18 protein-coding genes are annotated in these 17,524 nt (G+C 70.6%); 11 read left to right on the forward strand and 7 right to left on the reverse strand.

Annotated elements, in window-relative coordinates:
* Positions 1-37: 37 nt before the first annotated feature.
* The 3 genes from ORV05_RS25370 to leuC form a co-directional block, all read right to left on the reverse strand.
* Positions 38-652: an HU family DNA-binding protein gene (locus ORV05_RS25370; RefSeq protein WP_268754511.1), complete on the reverse strand. Its 615-nt coding sequence runs from the start codon at positions 650-652 to the stop codon at positions 38-40.
* Positions 653-869: 217 nt separating this feature from the next.
* Positions 870-1,472 carry a 3-isopropylmalate dehydratase small subunit gene (gene leuD / locus ORV05_RS25375; protein ID WP_268754512.1) on the reverse strand — a complete coding sequence of 201 codons (603 nt, stop codon included), beginning with the start codon at positions 1,470-1,472 and terminating at the stop codon, positions 870-872.
* 31 nt (positions 1,473-1,503) lie between these two features.
* Positions 1,504-2,940 carry a 3-isopropylmalate dehydratase large subunit gene (gene leuC / locus ORV05_RS25380; protein WP_268754513.1) on the reverse strand — a complete coding sequence of 479 codons (1,437 nt, stop codon included), beginning with the start codon at positions 2,938-2,940 and terminating at the stop codon, positions 1,504-1,506.
* Between the two features lie 140 nt (positions 2,941-3,080).
* Between leuC and ORV05_RS25385 the strand changes: the two genes are divergently transcribed.
* Both ORV05_RS25385 and ORV05_RS25390 read left to right on the forward strand, forming a co-directional pair.
* Positions 3,081-3,800, forward strand: coding sequence for an IclR family transcriptional regulator (locus tag ORV05_RS25385; protein ID WP_186382689.1), 720 nt, complete (start codon positions 3,081-3,083; stop codon positions 3,798-3,800).
* 42 nt (positions 3,801-3,842) lie between these two features.
* Positions 3,843-5,363, forward strand: coding sequence for a N,N-dimethylformamidase beta subunit family domain-containing protein (locus ORV05_RS25390; RefSeq protein ID WP_268754514.1), 1,521 nt, complete (start codon positions 3,843-3,845; stop codon positions 5,361-5,363).
* 23 nt (positions 5,364-5,386) lie between these two features.
* Here the strand turns inward: ORV05_RS25390 and ORV05_RS25395 are convergent, their stop codons facing one another.
* A complete protein-coding gene (locus ORV05_RS25395) occupies positions 5,387-6,913 on the reverse strand; it encodes an LCP family protein (RefSeq protein WP_268754515.1) in 1,527 nt (508 codons plus the stop codon).
* A gap of 188 nt (positions 6,914-7,101) precedes the next feature.
* On the opposite strand from ORV05_RS25395, the gene ORV05_RS25400 reads away from it, so the two are divergent.
* On the forward strand, positions 7,102-8,181 hold the full coding sequence (locus tag ORV05_RS25400) for an alcohol dehydrogenase catalytic domain-containing protein (RefSeq protein WP_268754516.1): 1,080 nt from the start codon (positions 7,102-7,104) through the stop codon (positions 8,179-8,181).
* Positions 8,182-8,306: 125 nt separating this feature from the next.
* Positions 8,307-8,933, forward strand: a complete 627-nt coding sequence (locus ORV05_RS25405) for an alpha-ketoglutarate-dependent dioxygenase AlkB (RefSeq protein WP_268754517.1) — start codon at positions 8,307-8,309, stop codon at positions 8,931-8,933.
* 3 nt (positions 8,934-8,936) lie between these two features.
* Here the strand turns inward: ORV05_RS25405 and ORV05_RS25410 are convergent, their stop codons facing one another.
* Positions 8,937-9,551, reverse strand: a complete 615-nt coding sequence (locus ORV05_RS25410; RefSeq protein WP_268754518.1) for an Rv1733c family protein — start codon at positions 9,549-9,551, stop codon at positions 8,937-8,939.
* Between the two features lie 673 nt (positions 9,552-10,224).
* Between ORV05_RS25410 and ORV05_RS25415 the strand changes: the two genes are divergently transcribed.
* On the forward strand, positions 10,225-10,836 hold the full coding sequence (locus ORV05_RS25415; RefSeq protein WP_268754519.1) for a hypothetical protein: 612 nt from the start codon (positions 10,225-10,227) through the stop codon (positions 10,834-10,836).
* A gap of 14 nt (positions 10,837-10,850) precedes the next feature.
* A complete protein-coding gene (locus ORV05_RS25420) occupies positions 10,851-11,438 on the forward strand; it encodes a class F sortase (protein WP_268754520.1) in 588 nt (195 codons plus the stop codon).
* On the opposite strand, the gene ORV05_RS25425 is transcribed toward ORV05_RS25420, so the two are convergent.
* Entirely contained in the window at positions 11,420-12,094 is a 675-nt protein-coding gene (locus ORV05_RS25425) for a helix-turn-helix transcriptional regulator (protein WP_268754521.1), read from the reverse strand. The two genes, ORV05_RS25420 and ORV05_RS25425, sit on opposite strands and share 19 nt — an antisense overlap.
* Positions 12,095-12,159: 65 nt before the next feature.
* Between ORV05_RS25425 and folE the strand changes: the two genes are divergently transcribed.
* Together folE and ORV05_RS25435 are read left to right on the forward strand one after the other, a co-directional pair.
* On the forward strand, positions 12,160-12,756 hold the full coding sequence (gene folE, locus ORV05_RS25430) for a GTP cyclohydrolase I FolE (RefSeq protein WP_268754522.1): 597 nt from the start codon (positions 12,160-12,162) through the stop codon (positions 12,754-12,756).
* A gap of 15 nt (positions 12,757-12,771) precedes the next feature.
* A complete protein-coding gene (locus ORV05_RS25435) occupies positions 12,772-13,611 on the forward strand; it encodes a hypothetical protein (RefSeq protein ID WP_268754523.1) in 840 nt (279 codons plus the stop codon).
* Between the two features lie 22 nt (positions 13,612-13,633).
* Here the strand turns inward: ORV05_RS25435 and ORV05_RS25440 are convergent, their stop codons facing one another.
* On the reverse strand, positions 13,634-14,752 hold the full coding sequence (locus tag ORV05_RS25440; RefSeq protein WP_268754524.1) for an NAD(P)/FAD-dependent oxidoreductase: 1,119 nt from the start codon (positions 14,750-14,752) through the stop codon (positions 13,634-13,636).
* Positions 14,753-14,932: 180 nt separating this feature from the next.
* On the opposite strand from ORV05_RS25440, the gene ORV05_RS25445 reads away from it, so the two are divergent.
* From ORV05_RS25445 to ORV05_RS25455, 3 genes are all read left to right on the forward strand, one after another.
* Entirely contained in the window at positions 14,933-15,448 is a 516-nt protein-coding gene (locus ORV05_RS25445; RefSeq protein WP_268754525.1) for a lytic polysaccharide monooxygenase auxiliary activity family 9 protein, read from the forward strand.
* 111 nt (positions 15,449-15,559) lie between these two features.
* Positions 15,560-16,378, forward strand: a complete 819-nt coding sequence (locus tag ORV05_RS25450) for a sigma 54 modulation/S30EA ribosomal C-terminal domain-containing protein (protein ID WP_326938085.1) — start codon at positions 15,560-15,562, stop codon at positions 16,376-16,378.
* A 14-nt stretch (positions 16,379-16,392) separates the two neighbouring features.
* On the forward strand, positions 16,393-17,499 hold the full coding sequence (locus ORV05_RS25455; RefSeq protein ID WP_268754526.1) for a cysteine--tRNA ligase: 1,107 nt from the start codon (positions 16,393-16,395) through the stop codon (positions 17,497-17,499).
* Positions 17,500-17,524: the final 25 nt, after the last annotated feature.

The following is a 17,524-nucleotide window of genomic DNA, read 5'->3' on the forward strand; positions in this document are numbered from 1 at the left end:
GATCGCGGGGGCCCTGCCGAGAAGAGGTTCTGCGGAACTACTTCTTCTTCCGGGTGGCGGCCGCGGTGGTCTTCTTCGCCGCGGTCTTCGTGGTGGTGGCCGCCTTGGCCGCGGTGGCCTTCGGCGCCGCCTTGGCGGCGGTCGTCTTCTTGGCCGTGGTGGCCTTGGCCGCGGTCGCCTTCGGCGCCGCCTTGGTGGCGGCGGCAGCGGTGGCCCGCGTACGCGTGGCGGTGGTGGTGCGGGTCGCCGTCGGGCGGGTCGCGGTGGCGCGGGTGGAGGTCGCGCGCGTGGTGGTGCCGCGGGTGGCGGTGGTGCCGGCGGCGGCGCGGGTCGTGGTGGTGGCACGCTTGACCGCGGTGGCCTTCGGCAGCTTCTTCGCGCCGCTGATGACATCCTTGAACGTCGTGCCGGCGCGGAACGCGGGGACGTTCGTCTTCTTCACCCGCACGGTCTCACCGGTGCGGGGGTTGCGCGCGGTCCGGGCCGCACGGGCGCGCTTCTCGAACACACCGAAGCCGGTGATGTTCACCTTCTCGCCCTTGTTGACCGTACGGATGATGATGTCGACAAGACCGTCGACGGCCTCCGACGCAACCTTCTTGTCGCCCAAACGCTCGGAGAGCGCCTCGATCAGCTGGGCCTTGTTGGCCATTCCAGTCCTCCATGAAGAACTACTTGTCACACGGCCACATCGGCCGACTTGCGCACACGGTATTACCAACCGGCCGGAAATTCCAAACGGCGCGCGGAATTTTTCCTGCCCGCCAGGGTGGTTTCCGCCCTCCGAGCGACCCCTCAAGGGGGCTCCGCGCGCCGTTCGGCGTGGTGTGGTGTGCCCGCGATTCCCTTGCTGAGCAGGGAATCTACGACTACGAGGTGGCCGTTTCGGTCGTCACCGGCAGCCAGCGGGGACGTTCGGCCTCGAACCGGGCGATGTCGTCGGCGTGGCGCAGGGTGAGAGCGATGTCATCCAGTCCCTCGAGCAGCCGCCAGCGGGTGTAGTCGTCGATGGCGAAGGGGGCGACGAAGTCCTTGGCCCGCACGGTCTTCTCCTCGAGGTCGACCGTGACCTCCGTGCCGGGGTCGTTCTCGAGGATCTTCCACAGCTGCTCGATGTCGGACTGCTCGCACTGGGCGGCCACCAGACCCTGCTTGCCGGCATTGCCCCGGAAGATGTCGGCGAACCGGGACGAGAGGACGACCCGGAAGCCGTAGTCCAGCAATGCCCAGACAGCGTGTTCGCGCGAGGATCCGGTGCCGAAGTCCGGGCCTGCCACCAGCACGCTGCCCGCCTTGAACGGCTCCTGGTTGAGGATGAAGCTCTCGTCACCGCGCCAGGCGGCGAACAGGCCGTCCTCGAAACCGGTGCGCGCGACCCGCTTCAGGTAGACGGCCGGGATGATCTGGTCAGTGTCCACGTTGGACCTGCGCAGCGGCACTCCGATGCCGGTGTGAGTCTTGAACGGCTCCATGGTGGTTGGCTCCTTGTCCGGGTCTGTGGGGTCAGTTCGACGCGGTGGTGGCGGGCTGCAGGTCCTCCGGGGAGGACAGCGTGCCGCGGACCGCGGTGGCGGCGGCCACCAGCGGGGACACCAGGTGGGTGCGGCCGCCCTTGCCCTGCCTGCCCTCGAAGTTGCGGTTGGAGGTGGACGCGCTGCGCTCGCCGGGCTTGAGCTGATCGGGGTTCATGCCCAGGCACATGGAGCATCCCGCCTGACGCCACTCGGCCCCGGCGTCGGCGAAGATCCTGTCCAGTCCCTCGGCCTCCGCGGCCTGCCGCACCCGCATCGAGCCCGGCACCACGAGCATCCGCACCCCCTCGGCGACCTTGCGGCCCCGCAGGACGTCCGCGGCGGCCCGCAGGTCCTCCAGGCGGCCATTGGTGCAGGAACCGAGGAACACGGTGTCCACGCGGATGTCGCGCAGCGGGGTGCCCGGCTCCAGATCCATGTAGGACAGGGCCTTCTCGGCGGCCAGGCGCTCGTTCTCGTCGGCGATGGCCTCGGGGTCGGGGACCGAGGCCGACAGCGGCAGGCCCTGCCCGGGGTTGGTGCCCCAGGTGACGAACGGGGTCAGCTCGTCGGCGTCGAGGTCCACCTCGGCGTCGAACTCGGCACCCTCGTCGGTGCGCAGCTGCCGCCAGTAGGCCACCGCGGCGTCCCAGTCGGCACCCTTCGGCGCGTGCGGGCGGTCCTTGAGGTAGGCGAAGGTGGTCTCGTCGGGGGCGATCATCCCGGCCCGGGCGCCCGCCTCGATCGACATGTTGCACACGGTCATGCGGGCTTCCATGGACAGTGCCTCGATCGCGCTGCCGCGGTACTCCAGCACGTAGCCCTGGCCGCCGCCGGTGCCGATCCTGGCGATCACGGCGAGGATGATGTCCTTGGCGGTCACGCCGGGGCGCAGCTTGCCGTTGACGTTGATCGCCATCGTCTTGAATGGACGCAGCGGCAGGGTCTGGGTGGCCATCACGTGTTCCACCTCGGAGGTGCCGATGCCGAAGGCCATGGCCCCGAAGGCGCCGTGGGTGGAGGTGTGGCTGTCGCCGCACACCACGGTCATGCCGGGCTGGGTGAGGCCGAGCTGCGGGCCGATGACGTGCACGATGCCCTGTTCCGCGTCGCCCATCGGGTGCAGCCGGACGCCGAACTCCTTGCAGTTGCGGCGAAGGGTCTCCACCTGGGTGCGGGACACCGGGTCGGCGATCGGCAGTTCGATGTCGACGGTGGGGACGTTGTGGTCTTCGGTGGCGATGGTGAGATCCGTCCTGCGGAACCCGCGGCCCGCCAGCCGCAGGCCGTCGAACGCCTGGGGGCTGGTGACTTCGTGCACCAGGTGCAGGTCGATGTAGAGCAGATCGGGCTCGGCGCCTTCGCCGCGGCGCACCGTGTGCGCGTCCCACACCTTCTCGGCCAGTGTGCGAGGCCGTGTCTCGGACATCCGCGCTCCTCCCAGGAGGTTGCTTGGGAGCAAAGGAACTCGGGTCACGGGTCCGCGTCGAGTCCGTGCGGGCGCGGAACTCGAGTCCGATGTTTCCCAGATAGTGGACTTCCCATGATTCGGGAAGCTAGTATCGCTTCGTGGGACAGCATAGCCCTTCTCAACAGCACAGCGGCATCGGTGTTCTCGACAAGGCCGTGGCGGTCTTGCAGGCGGTGGCCGAAGATCCCTGCGGACTCGCGGAACTGTGCAGCCGGACCGGTCTGCCGCGCGCCACCGCGCACCGGCTCGCGGTCGGCCTCGAGGTGCACCGGCTGCTGCGCCGCGGCCCCGACGGCCGCTGGCGGCCGGGGACCGCGCTCGCCGAACTCGCCGGGGGCACCACCGATCCCCTGCTCGACGCCGCCGCCTCGATCCTGCCGAAGCTTCGCGACATCACGGGCGAGAGCGTGCAGCTCTATCGGCGTGACGGAGTCCAGCGTATCTGCGTGTCCGCTTCGGAACCGTCCAGTGGCTTGCGTGACACCGTTCCCGTCGGCACCCGGCTGCCGATGACCGCCGGTTCGGGCGCCAAGGTGCTCGCCGCATGGGCGGATCCTCACACCCAGCGGGCGATCCTGGCCGACGCCGTCTACGGCGAACGCACCCTGCTGGAGGTGCGCCGCCGCGGCTGGGCGCAGAGCGTCGCCGAGCGCGAGCCCGGGGTGGCCAGTGTTTCCGCGCCGGTACGGGATTCCTCGGGTACCGTCATCGCCGCGGTGTCGGTGTCCGGTCCGGTGGAACGGATCGGGCGCAAACCCGGCGCCCGCTGGGCGGCGGATCTGCTCGCCGCGGCGGAGGCACTGCAGGAACGGATCTGAAGAGGCGGCGGGACGACCCGCCGCCCGCGAAGGGAGAACGCCTTGGTCCGCAGGCGCCATACCAAGGCTTCTCGCCTTGCCGCCGTGGTCACCGCGGCCACGACGGCGGCCTGCACCGCGGGCACCGCGCCGGCCGGTCCCACCGCCACGCCGCCCGCTTCTCCCCCACCGCAATCGCCATCGCAGCAGCAGGGCACGCCCGGCTGGGAGATCACGCATCCCGGGCCGGAACACGCGATCGAGGGGTACGCCGACCACACCTCCGTGTCGCCGGGCGAAGACGTGCGGCTGTTCGTGAGCACCACCGCCGCCCACTACACGGTGACCGCCTACCGGATGGGCGCCTACCGCGACTCCGACGCACTCGAAGTGTGGAAGTCTCCAGCGCAGCCCGGGCGGCGGCAGGCCGCCGCGACCGTGCAGAAACCGACCAGCACCGTCGTGGCCCCGTGGGAGCCCTCCCTGACCGTCGCCACCCGGGACTGGGCGCCCGGTGACTACCTCTTCCGGCTCGACGGCGACAACGGCGCGCAGCAGTTCGTCCCGCTGACCCTGCGAACCCCTTCCAACGCCGGGAAGATCGTGATCGTCAACGCGGTCACCACCTGGCAGGCCTACAACCGCTGGGGCGGCTACAGCCTCTACGACGCCCCGGACGGCAAACGCGCCAACCGTTCCCGCGCGGTGTCCTTCGACCGTCCCTATCAGGCCAAGGACATGCAGGGGGCGGGCGACTTCCTCTACTTCGAACTCCCGCTGCTGCGTTTCGCCGAGCGCGCCGGGCTGCCGCTGGGCTACGCCACCGACGTCGATCTGCACGCCGATCCGCACCTGCTGGACGGGGCGCGGGCGATGGTGACGCTCGGGCATGACGAGTACTGGTCGAGCGCGATGCGCGAGCACGCCACCCAGGCCCGCGACCGCGGCGTGAACCTCGCGTTCCTCGGCGGGAACGAGATCTACCGGCACATCCGGTTCGACGCCACCGGCACCGGGCCGGACCGGCTGGAGGTGGACTACAAGTCCTTCGTGGAAGACCCGTTCCACCTCACCGATCCCGCGGAGGCGACGCCGGAGTGGCGTTCGCCACCGATTCCCCGGCCCGAGAGCGTCCTGCTGGGCAACTACTACCACTGCAATCCCGTGCACGCGGACCTCGAAGTGGCCGACGATTCCCACTGGCTGCTGAGCGGGATCGTCCACAACGGGCAGAAGCTGCCCGGCCTGGTGGGCAACGAGTACGAGCGCGTCGACCTGTCCGTGCCCACGCCCCGGCCCATCCAGGTGCTGTTCCACTCCCCGCTGACCTGTGGCGGGCACGCGGACTTCGCGGACGTGAGCTACTACACCACCGCCAGTGGCGCCGCGGTGTTCTCGGCAGGCACCCAGTACTGGATCTGCGCGCTGGACGCGCACTGCCCCGCCAGTGGCGGGGACGCCGAAGCCGGCCGCGCGATCGGGGCGATCACCCAGCGGTTGCTGGCCGCCTACGCCGAAGGCCCGGCCGGAACCGCGCATCCCGCCCGGGACAACCTGGCCGCGCTGCACGTCCCCGGCGCGTGAGCCGATCCGTCACGGCGAGCGGGTCAGTTGATGCAGGCGACGCCGTCGGCGGTGATGGGCGGCGGACCGGAGGAAGGTGGCCCCGAGGCGGTGGAGGAAGTGTCGCCGAGCGCCGAACCACCGGAGGCGCTGCCCGCGGGCTGGAGGTCCGGACCGGCGTAGTCGGCGCCGAGATAGATCCGGATGCGCCCGGAGCCGAGCGCGGAATCGGCGACCGCCGTCACGCCGTCGCCGAGATACCGCGCCAGTTGCTCGGCGTTGGCCCGCTGCCCGCTCGCGTAGTCCACGACGGTGGTGCGGCGGGCCGCGATGGTCGCCTGGATGCCGGTGCCGTAGCCGTGTGCGCTCAGATCCTGCAGCAGGCGGGCGCCGAGGCCGGTGACCCCGCTGCCGTTCTCCACGTCCACGACCACCCTCGAAGCGGGGCGCGGCAGCGTCGCGGACCCGACGGAGGGCACGGACGGCGAAGACGACACTGTGGACGATGACGGGGCGGACGACGGGTCCACGTTGGCGATGGCGGTGCGGATGAACTCCCGGATCTGCACCGGATCGACCTGGATCGAGTCGCCGTCGGAGGTCTTGTAGTCGATGTTGACCACCGGGATGGTGTTGAACTGGATCTTGCCGCCGGACAGGTTCCGCAACTGCTGGGCGAAGCTCAGGATGTCCCAGCCCTGGTCCAGGACCACGGTCTTGCGCAGCGCGTCGATCAGGTTGCCCAGTTTCGTGGGATTGGTGAGCGTCCCCGCGGACAGGACGGTGTGCGCCATGCTCGCCATGAAGGCCTGCTGCCGCCGGATGCGGTCGAGGTCACCGTTCGGCAGGCCGTGCCGCTGCCGCACGAACGCCAGTGCCTGCGCCCCGGAGACGGTCTGCTGGCCCGCCGGGAAGTTTGCGCCGGAATAGGAGTCGTGCACGGGCGCGAGCAGGCACACCGGCACCCCGCCGATCGCCTCGCTCACGTCGTAGAAACCCACCAGGTTGACCGACGCGAAGTGGTTGATCTTGAGCCCGGTGAGCTGTTGCACGGTCTGGATCGCGTTCTGCGCGCCCGCCTGCGCGGCCTGCACGTTCAACTGCGGACCGCTGACCCCCTGCGCGCGCAGCCTGGTCATCGCCGCGACCTGAGCATAGGTGTAGGCGGAGTTGATTTTGTGCTTTCCGTAATTGCCCGCAAGCTGTACGTAGGAATCGCGGGGGATGGAAAAGGCGACCGCGTTCCCGCCGCCCGCGGGAAGGTGCACCAGGATCATGGTGTCGGTGTTGTCGCCGCCGTCGCTGGCGTCCCCGGCGTGCAACTGGTCCAGGATGTCCTGCGGCAGCGGGTTGCCCTGCGCGTCGGTGCGGGTGTCCAGGCCCACGAGCAGGATGTTCTGCTCGTCGGTGGGACTGGTGGACGCGCCGGGGTCGATAACGTCGGCCGTGGACAGGCTGCTGGTCAGCCGGTGGACCTGGAACCAGCCGGCCCAGGTCCCGGCGAACACCGAAAGGGATACCAGCGCGATCACGGTTCTGCCGATGATCCGCGCCGATCGAGACGCACTCACGCCCTGAGCAAAGCATCGATTACCTGCGAACGGGGTGAAAAAACGCAAAGATCCTGGTCACTTTCCGGCCCGAGGCCGGGATCTTTCACCTGAACTGCCCTTTTCGGCCCGTCCCGAGACGGGTGGTGCGGCTACCGGGACAAGCGCGCTCCTGGCTGACGGCCGCCCGGCGAAGCCATGATCGCGATATGAAAGCCGCTGTATTGAACGCGTTCGGCGCACCGCTGTCCGTCGAAGAAGTCCCCGATCCGGTCCTCGGCACGGGTGAGGTGATCGTGGACGTGGCGGCGGCGAGCGTGCTGCCCTACCTCGGCGAGGTCTTCAGCGGGGAACGGCAGTACCTCCTCACGCCGCCGGTGGTCCCCGGGGCAGGCTCGGTGGGGCGCGTGCGGGCCGTCGGGCCCGACGCGACCCGGCTCGCCCCCGGCGACTGGGTGCTGTGCGATCCCACGATCCGTGCCCGTGACCACGCACTGACCCCCGACATTGCCTTGCAGGGCCTGACCGCCCGGGGTGAGGGCGGACTGCGCCTGCAGCGGCACTTCGGCTCGGGCTCGTTCGCCGAGCGGCTGCTCGTGCCCACCGAGAACGTCTTCCCGCTGGGCGAGATCGACCCGGCCGAAGCGGGGCGGTGGACCGCACTCGTCGTGTGTCTCGTGCCCTACGGCGGGCTGCTGGCGGGCGGACTGCAGCCCGGGGAGACGGTTCTGGTCAGCGGCGCGACCGGGAACTTCGGCAGCGCCGGGGTCGCGGTCGCCCTCGCGATGGGAGCGGCGCGGGTGATCGCGCCGGGCCGCAACGAAGCGATGCTCGCCGAACTGGAACGCCGCTTCGGTACCCGGCTGCGGACCGTGCGCCTGACCGGGAACGAGGACGAGGACCGGGAACGGATGAAGGAGGCGGCACCGGACGGGATCGATCTCGTGCTCGACCTCCTTCCGCCCGCGGCCCCCACGACGGCGGTGCGGGCCGCCGCGATGACCGTCCGCGAGTACGGCCGCGTCGTGCTGATGGGCGGCGTCGGCATGCTGGGCGGTGACCCGCTCGCGCTGCCCTACCCGTGGCTCATGCGCAACAACGTGACCGTGCGGGGGCAGTGGTTGTGCCCGCGGGAGGCGAGCCCGCGACTCATCGAACTGGTGAAGGCGGGATTGCTGGATCTGACCGGGTTCGCGATCACGGAGTTCGCTCTCGGCCAGGCGAACGAGGCGGTGGCTCACGCGGCCGCGACCGGCGGAAGGTTCGCCCTGACCGCACTGTGCCCCTGACCCCGCGGCCCCCTGGCAGGGGACCGTGAGGGCCGTGAAGGGTCCCTTCACGGCTCGCCCCAGTCCCTCCGGCCGGGTCGCGTGGTGATCAAACAGGTGTTCGAAGTTCTGGGTAGACTGCGTCCATGACGGGAGGACTGCAAGGATCGCTGTTCGGCGCGTCCACCGAGCTCGGAGTCGGGTCCCTGCAGGGGATCCGGCGCACGCCCCTGAGCCACGGAGCGTGGATCGACGTCCTGCCCGACTGGCTCCTCGGCGCCGACGCGCTCTTCGAAAAGCTCGTCCACGAGGTGCCCTGGCACGCCGAACGGCGCCGCATGTACGACCGGGTGGTCGACGTGCCGCGGCTGCTGTGCTTCTACGGCGAGGGCGACCAGCTTCCCGATCCGGTGCTCGACGAGGCCCGCTCGGCGCTGAGCCGCCACTACGCCGCCGAACTCGGCGAGGAGTTCCGCACCGCTGGGCTGTGTTTCTACCGCGACGGCCGGGACAGCGTCGCCTGGCACGGCGACACGATCGGCCGGGGCTCGACGGAGGACACGATGGTCGCGATCGTGTCGCTGGGCGCACCGCGTTCGTTGCTGCTGCGCCCGCGCGGTGGCGGCGCGACCGTCCGCCAGTTGCTGGGCCCCGGCGATCTGATCGTGATGGGCGGTTCCTGCCAGCGCACCTGGGAGCACGCCATCCCCAAGACCGGCAGGCCGGTCGGGCCCCGCATCAGCATCCAGTTCCGGCCGCGCGGGGTCCGGTGAGGATCAGGAGCGCGCCCAGCGGTCCCCGGCGTGCGCCCATTCGCGCTCCCAGCGGGCGGCGCGCCTGCGGTCGAGCACGAGCCGGACGATCCAGTACAGGCCGATGAGTCCGAGTGCGGCCACCATCCAGGTGAAGGCGGCGGCCAGCACCCCGGTGGTCACCGCGTCCGCGGCGCTCATCGGCGCGGGCACGGGTTTGCCGGAGTCCGACAGCCAGATCGGCACCTGCGTCCCCGCGGCGGTGCCCGGATCGGCGGCGATGCTGCCGGTCTGTTCGGTGCCGTCGGCGGCCCGCCAGCGCGCGGGAACGGCGGACGAACCCGAATTGCTGCTCAGGTAGGCGCCGTCGGTGGCCGGGACGGGCGTGGGCGCGTCCTGCAGCAGCGTGGCGGTGACCAGGTGACGGGAAGCCTGCTGCCCGGCGGCGACGGCCAGCTGCCCCCGATAGGTGTTCGAGCCCAGGAGCGCGGCGAACGGAAGTGCGATCAGCAGCCCCAGCGCGACTACGGCCAGGACCGCCGCCTCGACCCGGTCCGACCGCCGGGCCAGCGGGTTTCGCCCCGGGCGGATACGGCGCCGGAATCGGGCGAAACGCCCGAACGGTCCGCTCACGGTCACCAGTCCCCCTTTCTCAGTTTCCTGCGAACACAGACCTTCGTTACCCACTTTGCCGCGAGGTACCCGAATCGGCCCGTGAACGAGACCTAGACCGCTCTGAGCCACCGGTCACAGCACAGCGGGAGTGGCGCCGCACGGTTGCCGGTTCCATGCTGACACGGATGCGGGCGGTGACAACATCGACCGAAAGCATGATGGTGACAGTCCGAAAACGGCGCACAAATGGCTCTACAAAGCCGAAATCCCCGCACGCCGCTCGTAACGGATCGTAACCGCGATCTTCCGTCCACCCCCACCGCCACCGGACGACACGAACACAAAACTCCCTCACGCCCATTCCCCCAACAATCCTCGAAAGCGCTTTCGCACAATGGCCGCGAATTGCCGCGAAGGGTCTCTTCGCAGCCATTTCGACCGTGAAGGGACCCTTCACAGCACACCCCAGACCGGGAACTTCTCACCAGATGGGCAGTTGAGCGGGTATTTTCCACCCGAGGTGGGCCTGGCCCACCCCTTAGTCTTCCTGTTATCGTTCACCGACGGGTTTCGACGGGGTTCGCCATCGCATAAACGGGCTCCGCGTTACGCATTTCGGCGATGAAGTTTCTCACGCACTAATCGCTTTACGTTCCCTTTGCCCGTCCGGCAGGATCGCTCGCATTCACCCGAAAGGGTGGTAATCACTAGGGGATCGCGTCCGGGCCGTCGTCCGACCCGCCCGGGCGCCAACATTTTTTGGAGCGCGGCCGGCACCGCGACGTCGGATTCCGCGGCCCCGACGAGCAACCCCGGCCAGACCCCGACGTCCGGGTACAGCAGCAGCAGCAGCTCGCGCCCGGCGACGAGCACCACCACCGCCACCGAGAAGCCGACCTCCAGCACCTCGCAGGAACCGACCTACGAGGACGGCAAGGGCATCGACTTCGGCAACGGCTACGGCGTGCTGGTCATCGCCTGCGCCGCGGGCCAGCCCACCGGCGTCACCTCCCCGGACTTCGACATCGTCGACGGTCCGTACCAGGAGGAGCAGGACGGCCGCTACTGGGACTACCTGGTGCAGCTGCACGACGGCAAGCTGTTCGCCGACAAGAACATCTGGGCCGACTGGAAGTGCGGTGGCGAGCAGCCGGGCGGCAGCGCCAGCGGCGGCGGTGCCCCGGTCCCGCCGGTCGCGGGTTCCGCCGACGCCAAGAACTGGCAGAAGAGCAACGGTGGCAAGGCGCAGGTCGCCTACGCGCCCAAGTCCGGTGTCGAGACCGGCTTCGGCGGCACCGCGCAGGGCTGAGCGGATTCCGGCGGATGCACATCCTCTTCCGGCGGGGTGGCCGCGCGCTCGCGGCCACCCTGCTGCTCAGCCTCGCGCTCACCGGGTGCGCCTCCGACGCCAAGGACACCCCGGCGGCCCCGGCCACCTCGGTCTCGGTGACCAAGCCGTACGACAAGCTCCGCCCCACGCAGGTGAAGATCCCCAAGATCGGGGCCGACTCCTCGCTGATCACCGTGGCGGTGAACAAGGACGGCGAGATCGCGGTGCCTTCGGTCAAGGAACCGATGCAGGCCGCCTGGTACCGGCTGTCCCCGGTCCCCGGCGAGGTCGGGCCGTCGATCATCCTCGGGCACGTGGACGGCAACCACCAGCCGGGCGTCTTCTTCAAGCTGAAGGACCTGGCCCCCGGTGACGAGATCCTCGTGACCCGCAGCGACGGCAGGGACGTCCGCTTCGTCGTCGACCGCACGACCCAGGTGCCGAAGGACAAGTTCCCGTCCGACGCGGTCTACGGCAACACGGACAAGCCGGAACTGCGGCTGATCACCTGCGGTGGCGTGTTCGACCATGCCGAGCACAGCTACCAGGACAACATCGTGGTCTACGCCAAGCTGGCCTGAGACCGCAGTTCCACGCAACACTCGCCGGCGTGCGGGCCGAACACGGCCCGCACGCCGGTGGCGTCTCCGAATCCGGTCAGCAGGGCGTGGTTGAGCCCGCACACCAGTTCCGGTGCCCGCTCGGTCAGCGGGCGGAACGGGCAGTTGTGCAGGCGCAGGCAGCCCGGCTCCGGCCGGTAGGGCTCGAAACCGTGGTCCGCGAGCACCTTCTCCGCCGCCCCGAGGGGGTCCGCGGCCCCGGCACACCGGACGGCCAGCCGGGCGCCGTGGGCTCTGGCCGCCCGCAGCGCGGCGTCACGGGAACACTCCTCTTCCCGCGCGTCGAGCACCGCGTCCAGCAGGACCGCGGTCAGCAGATCGTGGCTGCGGACCGGGATCTCGACCCGCACGTGCAGGTCGGTGCACCGGTACACCTTGGGCCTGCGGCCCACCCGGCGCACGCCGCCGAGCTGCTCGTATCCGGCCCGCAACAGCCCGACGCCGACCAGTTTGTCGAGGTGGAAGGCGGCGAGCTTGCGGCTGATCCCGGCGAAGGCGGCGGCCTCGTCCCGGGTCACCGGACGGCGGGCCGCGCGGATGTAGCCGTACATCCTGGCGCGCAGCCCGTCTTCGAGCGCGGCGATCGCCTTGATCGACCGGCTCACATTCGCTGCCACCAGCCCAGAATAACGCCTATAGTCTTTGGTGAAATTGGCGGCTTTTCAGAGACGAGGTGCCCGCGGTGTCCCTCAACACGGCTTTGCCTGTGGTCCCGGCTCCGGCGGAGATCGATCTCACCGCCGCCGAAGAAGCGGCCGGTCATTTCCTGCGCGCGCTCGGCGTGGACACCGACGGCGAGAGCCTGCGCGACACCCCGCGCCGGATGGCCAAGGCCTACGCCGACCTGTTCACCCCGCGCCCCTTCGATCTCACCACCTTCCCCAACGACGAGGGCTACGACGAACTGGTGCTCGCCCGGTCGATCCCGCTGCGGTCGGTCTGCGAACACCACCTGCTGCCCTTCACCGGCATCGCCCACGTCGGCTACCTGCCCGGTGAACGCATCCTCGGCCTGTCGAAACTCGCGCGCGTCACCGAGCACTTCGCGCGCCGCCCGCAGGTGCAGGAGCGGCTGACCAAGCAGATCGCGGACTGGCTGGACCAGCGGCTGAGCCCCAAGGGCGTCGGGGTGGTCATCGAAGCCGAGCACACCTGCATGACGCTGCGGGGTGTGCAGGCGGCGGGCTCGACCACGGTCACCTCCACCCTGCTCGGAACCCTCCGCAGCGACGCCCGGTCCCGCCAGGAGTTCTTCGCCCTGACCGGTGTCCAGCGCTGACCCATAATCGGGGAGGTGGACTTCGAGTCGGTTTCGGACGAGCTGTACGCCGCCAGGCGCGAGGAGTTCACCGCACTCCGGGAAGAACGCGCCCGGCAGGCGCGTGGAGACCGGCAACTCGCGAAGCGCATCGCGGGCCTGCGCAAACCGACCGTCGCGGCCTGGCTGGTGAACCAGGTCGCCCGCTCCTGCCCCGAGGAGATCGACCGGCTCGCGAAGCTCGGTGAGGCACTGCGCGACGCGCACCAGCGGCTTGCGGGCGCCGAACTGCGCGCGCTGTCCCAGGAGCGGCACGAACTCGCCGGCCTGCTCGTGCAGCGGGCGCACTGGCTGGCACGCAAGGCGGGTTACGGGGTCGGTGACACGACCGAACGGCAACTCGGGGAAACCTTCGAAGCGGCGGTTTCGGATTCCCACGCGGCGGACGCGGTGCGCGCGGCCAGGCTGAGCACCTCCCTCATTCCGGGATCCGCCGAGGAGTGGTTCAGCGCGGCGGTCGTCTCCGCGAAGACCGGGCCGAAGCCTGTGTCCGGAAAGACCAGACCGCAGGCGAAGCCCCGTGAGGACGCCGAACGCAAGCAGCAACGGGCTGCGCGGGACAAGGCACGGGAAAAGGCGCGCACGGAGGCGAAAGAAGCCGAACAGACGCTGGCGCAAGCCGAACGGGCGCTGCGGGAGGCCGAGCGGGACTCGGAACGGGCCGCGCAACGGGTGGCGGAGCTGACCGAGCGCCTCGCCGACGCCAAGAAGACCGCGCAGGAGAAGCGGACGGCGGTGACCCTGGCACGGAAGACGGCAGCGGCGGCGCGGCGCACGGCCGCTGCCGCCGCGCGCCGCGCCGCCGATCTCGCCTGAACCAGCCGCGCCCGGCGCCACGTCAGCCGACGGGGATGCCGGGGTGGCGCTGGAACAGGAAGGCGCTGCGCACGATGGTTTCCTTGTAGTGCGCGGCAAGCCGCCCGGTGAGCACGGCCTCGACGGGACTGTCGTCGGCACGGACGAACTGGATGAGCCCGTCGCGGCGGCCGAGGCTGATGCACTGGTTCAAGTACCGGAACCGCAACGGCTTCGGCTCGCGCCCGGCGAGCCGGTCCGCCAGCGAGCGCACCGCCCGCTGGGCGGTCGGCATCCCGGTGGCACAGGCCATCCGCAGTTCCTGCCCGTCCGGGCGGTGCAGCGCGGCGGCGTCCCCGATCCCGAGGACCTCCGGGTGCGACACCGACCGCATCGTCGCGTCCACCACCAGCCTGCCGTTGGCGTCCACCGCGAATCCCGCCTCGCGGGCGATGCCCGGCACGGTGAACCCCGCGGTCCACACCACGGTGTCGGCGGCGACGTGCTCGCCCCCGTCCAGCACGAGCCCGTCGGCCCGCACCTCGGCGACCCGCGCGTTTTCCCGCACGTCGATCCCGAGGCGCCGCAGGGCCCGCGCGAGATAGCGCCGCCCCCGTTCGGACAACCCCGAGCCCAGCGTTCCGCCGGTCAGCAGCCGCACCTTGAGCTCCGGACGGGCCTCGGCCAGCTCCGCCGCCGCCTCGATCCCGGTGAGCCCGCCCCCGGCCACCGCGACGACCCGGCTCTCGCCCAGCCGCTCGGCCAGTTCCAGTGCCTGGTCGAGATCGGCGACCGTGAAGGCGTGCTCGGCGGCCCCGGGCACCGAGTCCAGGTCGGCCTGGCTGCCGAGGGCGTAGATGAGATGGTCGTAGGCGAGGTCGTGTCCTCCCTCGGTGCGCACCGTGCGCGCCCCGGCGTCGATCCGCGTGACCCGGTCGACGACCAGCCGGACACCGGTGCCTTCGAGCAGCCCGGTCAGCGGGCGGTCCCGCAGCGGCTGACCGGTGGCGAGCTGGTGCAGCCGGACGCGTTCGACGAACCGGTCGTACCGGTTGACCAGGGTCACTTCCGCGCCGGTCCAGCGTGCGGCGAGCTTCGCCGCGGCGAGCCCGGTGTATCCGGCGCCGAGGACCACGATCCGCTCTTGCGTTGTAGGGGCCATCTCCCCGTCCTTTCGTCTCGTTCCCCCGCAGGGGGCGCGGACAAGACGAGACAGCGGCGGAACTTGTGACAGTCCGGGCGTGCGACCCCGCTCACCTGGCCCCTTGACCCTCCCCTCACCCCGGGCGAATATGGTCTAGACCACTACCTCCGGTCTCCCGGTCGCGGGAAAGGAGCCGACATGGCCACCAAGCCCCGGATCCGCACCTTCGCCGCAGGCGCCGCCCTCGCTCCCCTGCTCGTCCTGGCCGCGCCGGGCGTCGCCAGCGCCCACGGCTACATCGACTCCCCGCCCAGTCGTCAGGCGCAGTGCGCGCAGGGCATCGTCGACTGCGGCGAAATCAAGTACGAGCCGCAGAGCGTCGAAGGCCCCAAGGGCCTGACCAGTTGCAGCGGCGGCAACGCGCGGTTCGCCGAACTCGACGACGACGCCAAGGGCTGGCGGGTCACCACCGTGGGCACCAGGGTCACCTTCACCTGGACCTTCACCGCCCGGCACCGCACCAGCAACTGGGAGTACTACGTGGGCGGCACTCGCGTCGCCGTCGTCGACGGCGGCGGTCAGCAGCCCGCCGAGACCGTCTCGCACACGGTCGACCTCGGCGGGTTTGTCGGGCAGCAGAAACTGCTGGCCGTGTGGAACATCGCCGACACGGCCAACGCGTTCTACTCCTGCGTCGACCTCGCGGTGGGCTGAAATCCGGCGCGGCAAGGGACTCCGGCCCCGGATGCCACCGGGACCGAGGGCGGGACAGGGAGGGCACTAAGGCCCTGTCCCTCCCTCGTACCACGGGCGTACCAAGAGGGGGTGAAGAAGACCTTGCCGCCCTTGAGCGAAACCCAGCAACCGGAAGTCCGGGTCAGCCTCCACGGTTACATGCCCGGTATCGACGACTACGTGCGGGACAAGATCGGGAGCCTGCTCCGGCTCGCGCACCGGCCCGTGCTCGCGGCCCGGGTGCGGCTGACCAGGCACGGCGACCCGGCGGTGGAACGGCCCGTGGTCGCGCAGGCCAACCTCGACGTGAGCGGCCGGATCGTGCGGGCACAGGCCGAGGCGGTCAACCCGCGGGAAGCGGTCGACCGTCTCGAGGAGCGGCTGCGCCGCCGCCTCGAGAAGATCGCGCAGCACTGGGAGGCCCGCCGCGGCCACGCCCCCTCGGCCGAGCCCCACGAATGGCGGCACGAATCCGAGCCGCGGGCCTGGCGCGCCTACTTCCCGCGCCCCGAGGACGAGCGGGAGATCGTCCGGCACAAGGTCTACGAGCCGACGAGCCTGACCGTGGACGAAGCCGCGCACGAGATGGGCCTGCTCGACTACGACTTCTTCCTGTTCACGGAGGCGGGCACGCGGCAGGACAGCGTGCTCTACCGTGCCGGCGAGACGGGCTACCGGCTCGCGCAGCTCACCCCGCCCCACGACCACGAACTCGCCCCGTTCACCCTGCCCCTGACGATCAGCAGGCAGCCCGCACCCCAGCTGTCCACGGCCGAGGGGGTGGACCGGCTCAACCTGCTCGGCCTGCCGTTCCTGTTCTTCCTCGACGTCGAACGACGCCGCGGTGCCCTGCTGTACCACCGCTATGACGGGCACTACGGCCTCATCGCCCCGTCGGAAGAGCAGTGACCGTGCCGCCATCGGTGCCTCTGCCGCTGACCCTGGCGGGGCGCCGGATCGCCCTGCTGGACCGTGCCCGGATCTACGCGTGCGGCATCACGCCGTACGACGTCACGCATCTCGGGCACGCGGCCACCTTCGTCTGGGTCGACACACTGGGCCGGGTGCTGCGCACCCTCGGCGTGGAGCCGATCGTGTGCCGCAACGTCACCGACGTCGACGACGTGCTGGTCGAGGCGGCCCGCCGCAGCGGGAGCCGGTACGACGATCTCGCCGCGTTCCAGGAATTCCAGTTCGAGGGCGACATGGCCGCGCTGAACGTGCGGGCCCCCGACTACCAACCCCGGGCGCACCGGTACGTCGAACCCGTGATCCGGCTGGCCCAGGCGCTGCTCGACGCCGATGCCGCCTACGAGCGCGGCGGAAGCGTGTACTTCCGCGGCGAGGGCGTGGCCCGTTCCGTCGGCCTGGACACGGAAACGGCGCTGCGCCTCGCCGCCGAATACGGGGGACGGCCCGACGATCCGGCCAAGGAGCATCCGCTCGACGTCGCGGTCTGGCAGGCCAGCGAGGAGGGCTACCCGGCGTGGGACTCCCCCTGGGCGCCCGGCCGTCCCGGCTGGCACGCGGAATGCGTCGCGATGGCGTTGTCGGTGTTCGGGATCGGGGTGGACTTCCACGCCGGCGGAGCCGACCTCCGCTATCCGCACCACGCCTACCACGCCGCGATGGCGGAGAAGTTCACCGGCACCGCGCCGTACGCCCGGGCCTGGTTCCAGATCGGGAAGGTGACCGTGGACGGGGCGAAAATGGCCAAGTCCGCAGGCAACCTGGTGATGCTGGAGCCGTTGCTGGCCGCCCACCCCGCGGCCGTGATCCGGCTGATGATCCTGGACCGGCCGTGGGCCCGCGACTGGGACTACACGCCGGACTTGCTGGCGCCCGCGGCGGAGCGACTGGACAAACTGCACACCGCCGCGGGACGGGGAATCCACACCCCGGACGAGGACCTGGCGCAGATCCGGCGCCTGCTCGCCGAAGACCTCGACGTACCCGCGGCGCTGGACGCCGGGATCGCGCTCGGCGGCGGGGCGGCGCGCCTGCTGGTCACCACGCTCGGCCTGGCCTGAGTGTGAGCGAGATCCGCCCGGGAAG

Source organism: Amycolatopsis cynarae (genome assembly GCF_026802195.1).
In the GTDB taxonomy this organism is placed as follows: Bacteria; Actinomycetota; Actinomycetes; order Mycobacteriales; family Pseudonocardiaceae; genus Amycolatopsis_E; species Amycolatopsis_E rhizosphaerae.

Bases quoted from the DNA above. Each gene is read 5' to 3' on its own strand.
- ORV05_RS25370 (WP_268754511.1), bottom strand. From the start codon at position 652: ATGGCCAACAAGGCCCAGCTGATCGAGGCGCTCTCCGAGCGTTTGGGC.
- leuD (WP_268754512.1), bottom strand. From the start codon at position 1,472: ATGGAGCCGTTCAAGACTCACACCGGCATCGGAGTGCCGCTGCGCAGG.
- leuC (WP_268754513.1), bottom strand. From the start codon at position 2,940: ATGTCCGAGACACGGCCTCGCACACTGGCCGAGAAGGTGTGGGACGCG.
- ORV05_RS25400 (WP_268754516.1), top strand. From the start codon at position 7,102: ATGAAAGCCGCTGTATTGAACGCGTTCGGCGCACCGCTGTCCGTCGAA.
- ORV05_RS25405 (WP_268754517.1), top strand. From the start codon at position 8,307: ATGACGGGAGGACTGCAAGGATCGCTGTTCGGCGCGTCCACCGAGCTC.
- ORV05_RS25420 (WP_268754520.1), top strand. From the start codon at position 10,851: ATGCACATCCTCTTCCGGCGGGGTGGCCGCGCGCTCGCGGCCACCCTG.
- ORV05_RS25440 (WP_268754524.1), bottom strand. From the start codon at position 14,752: ATGGCCCCTACAACGCAAGAGCGGATCGTGGTCCTCGGCGCCGGATAC.
- ORV05_RS25445 (WP_268754525.1), top strand. From the start codon at position 14,933: ATGGCCACCAAGCCCCGGATCCGCACCTTCGCCGCAGGCGCCGCCCTC.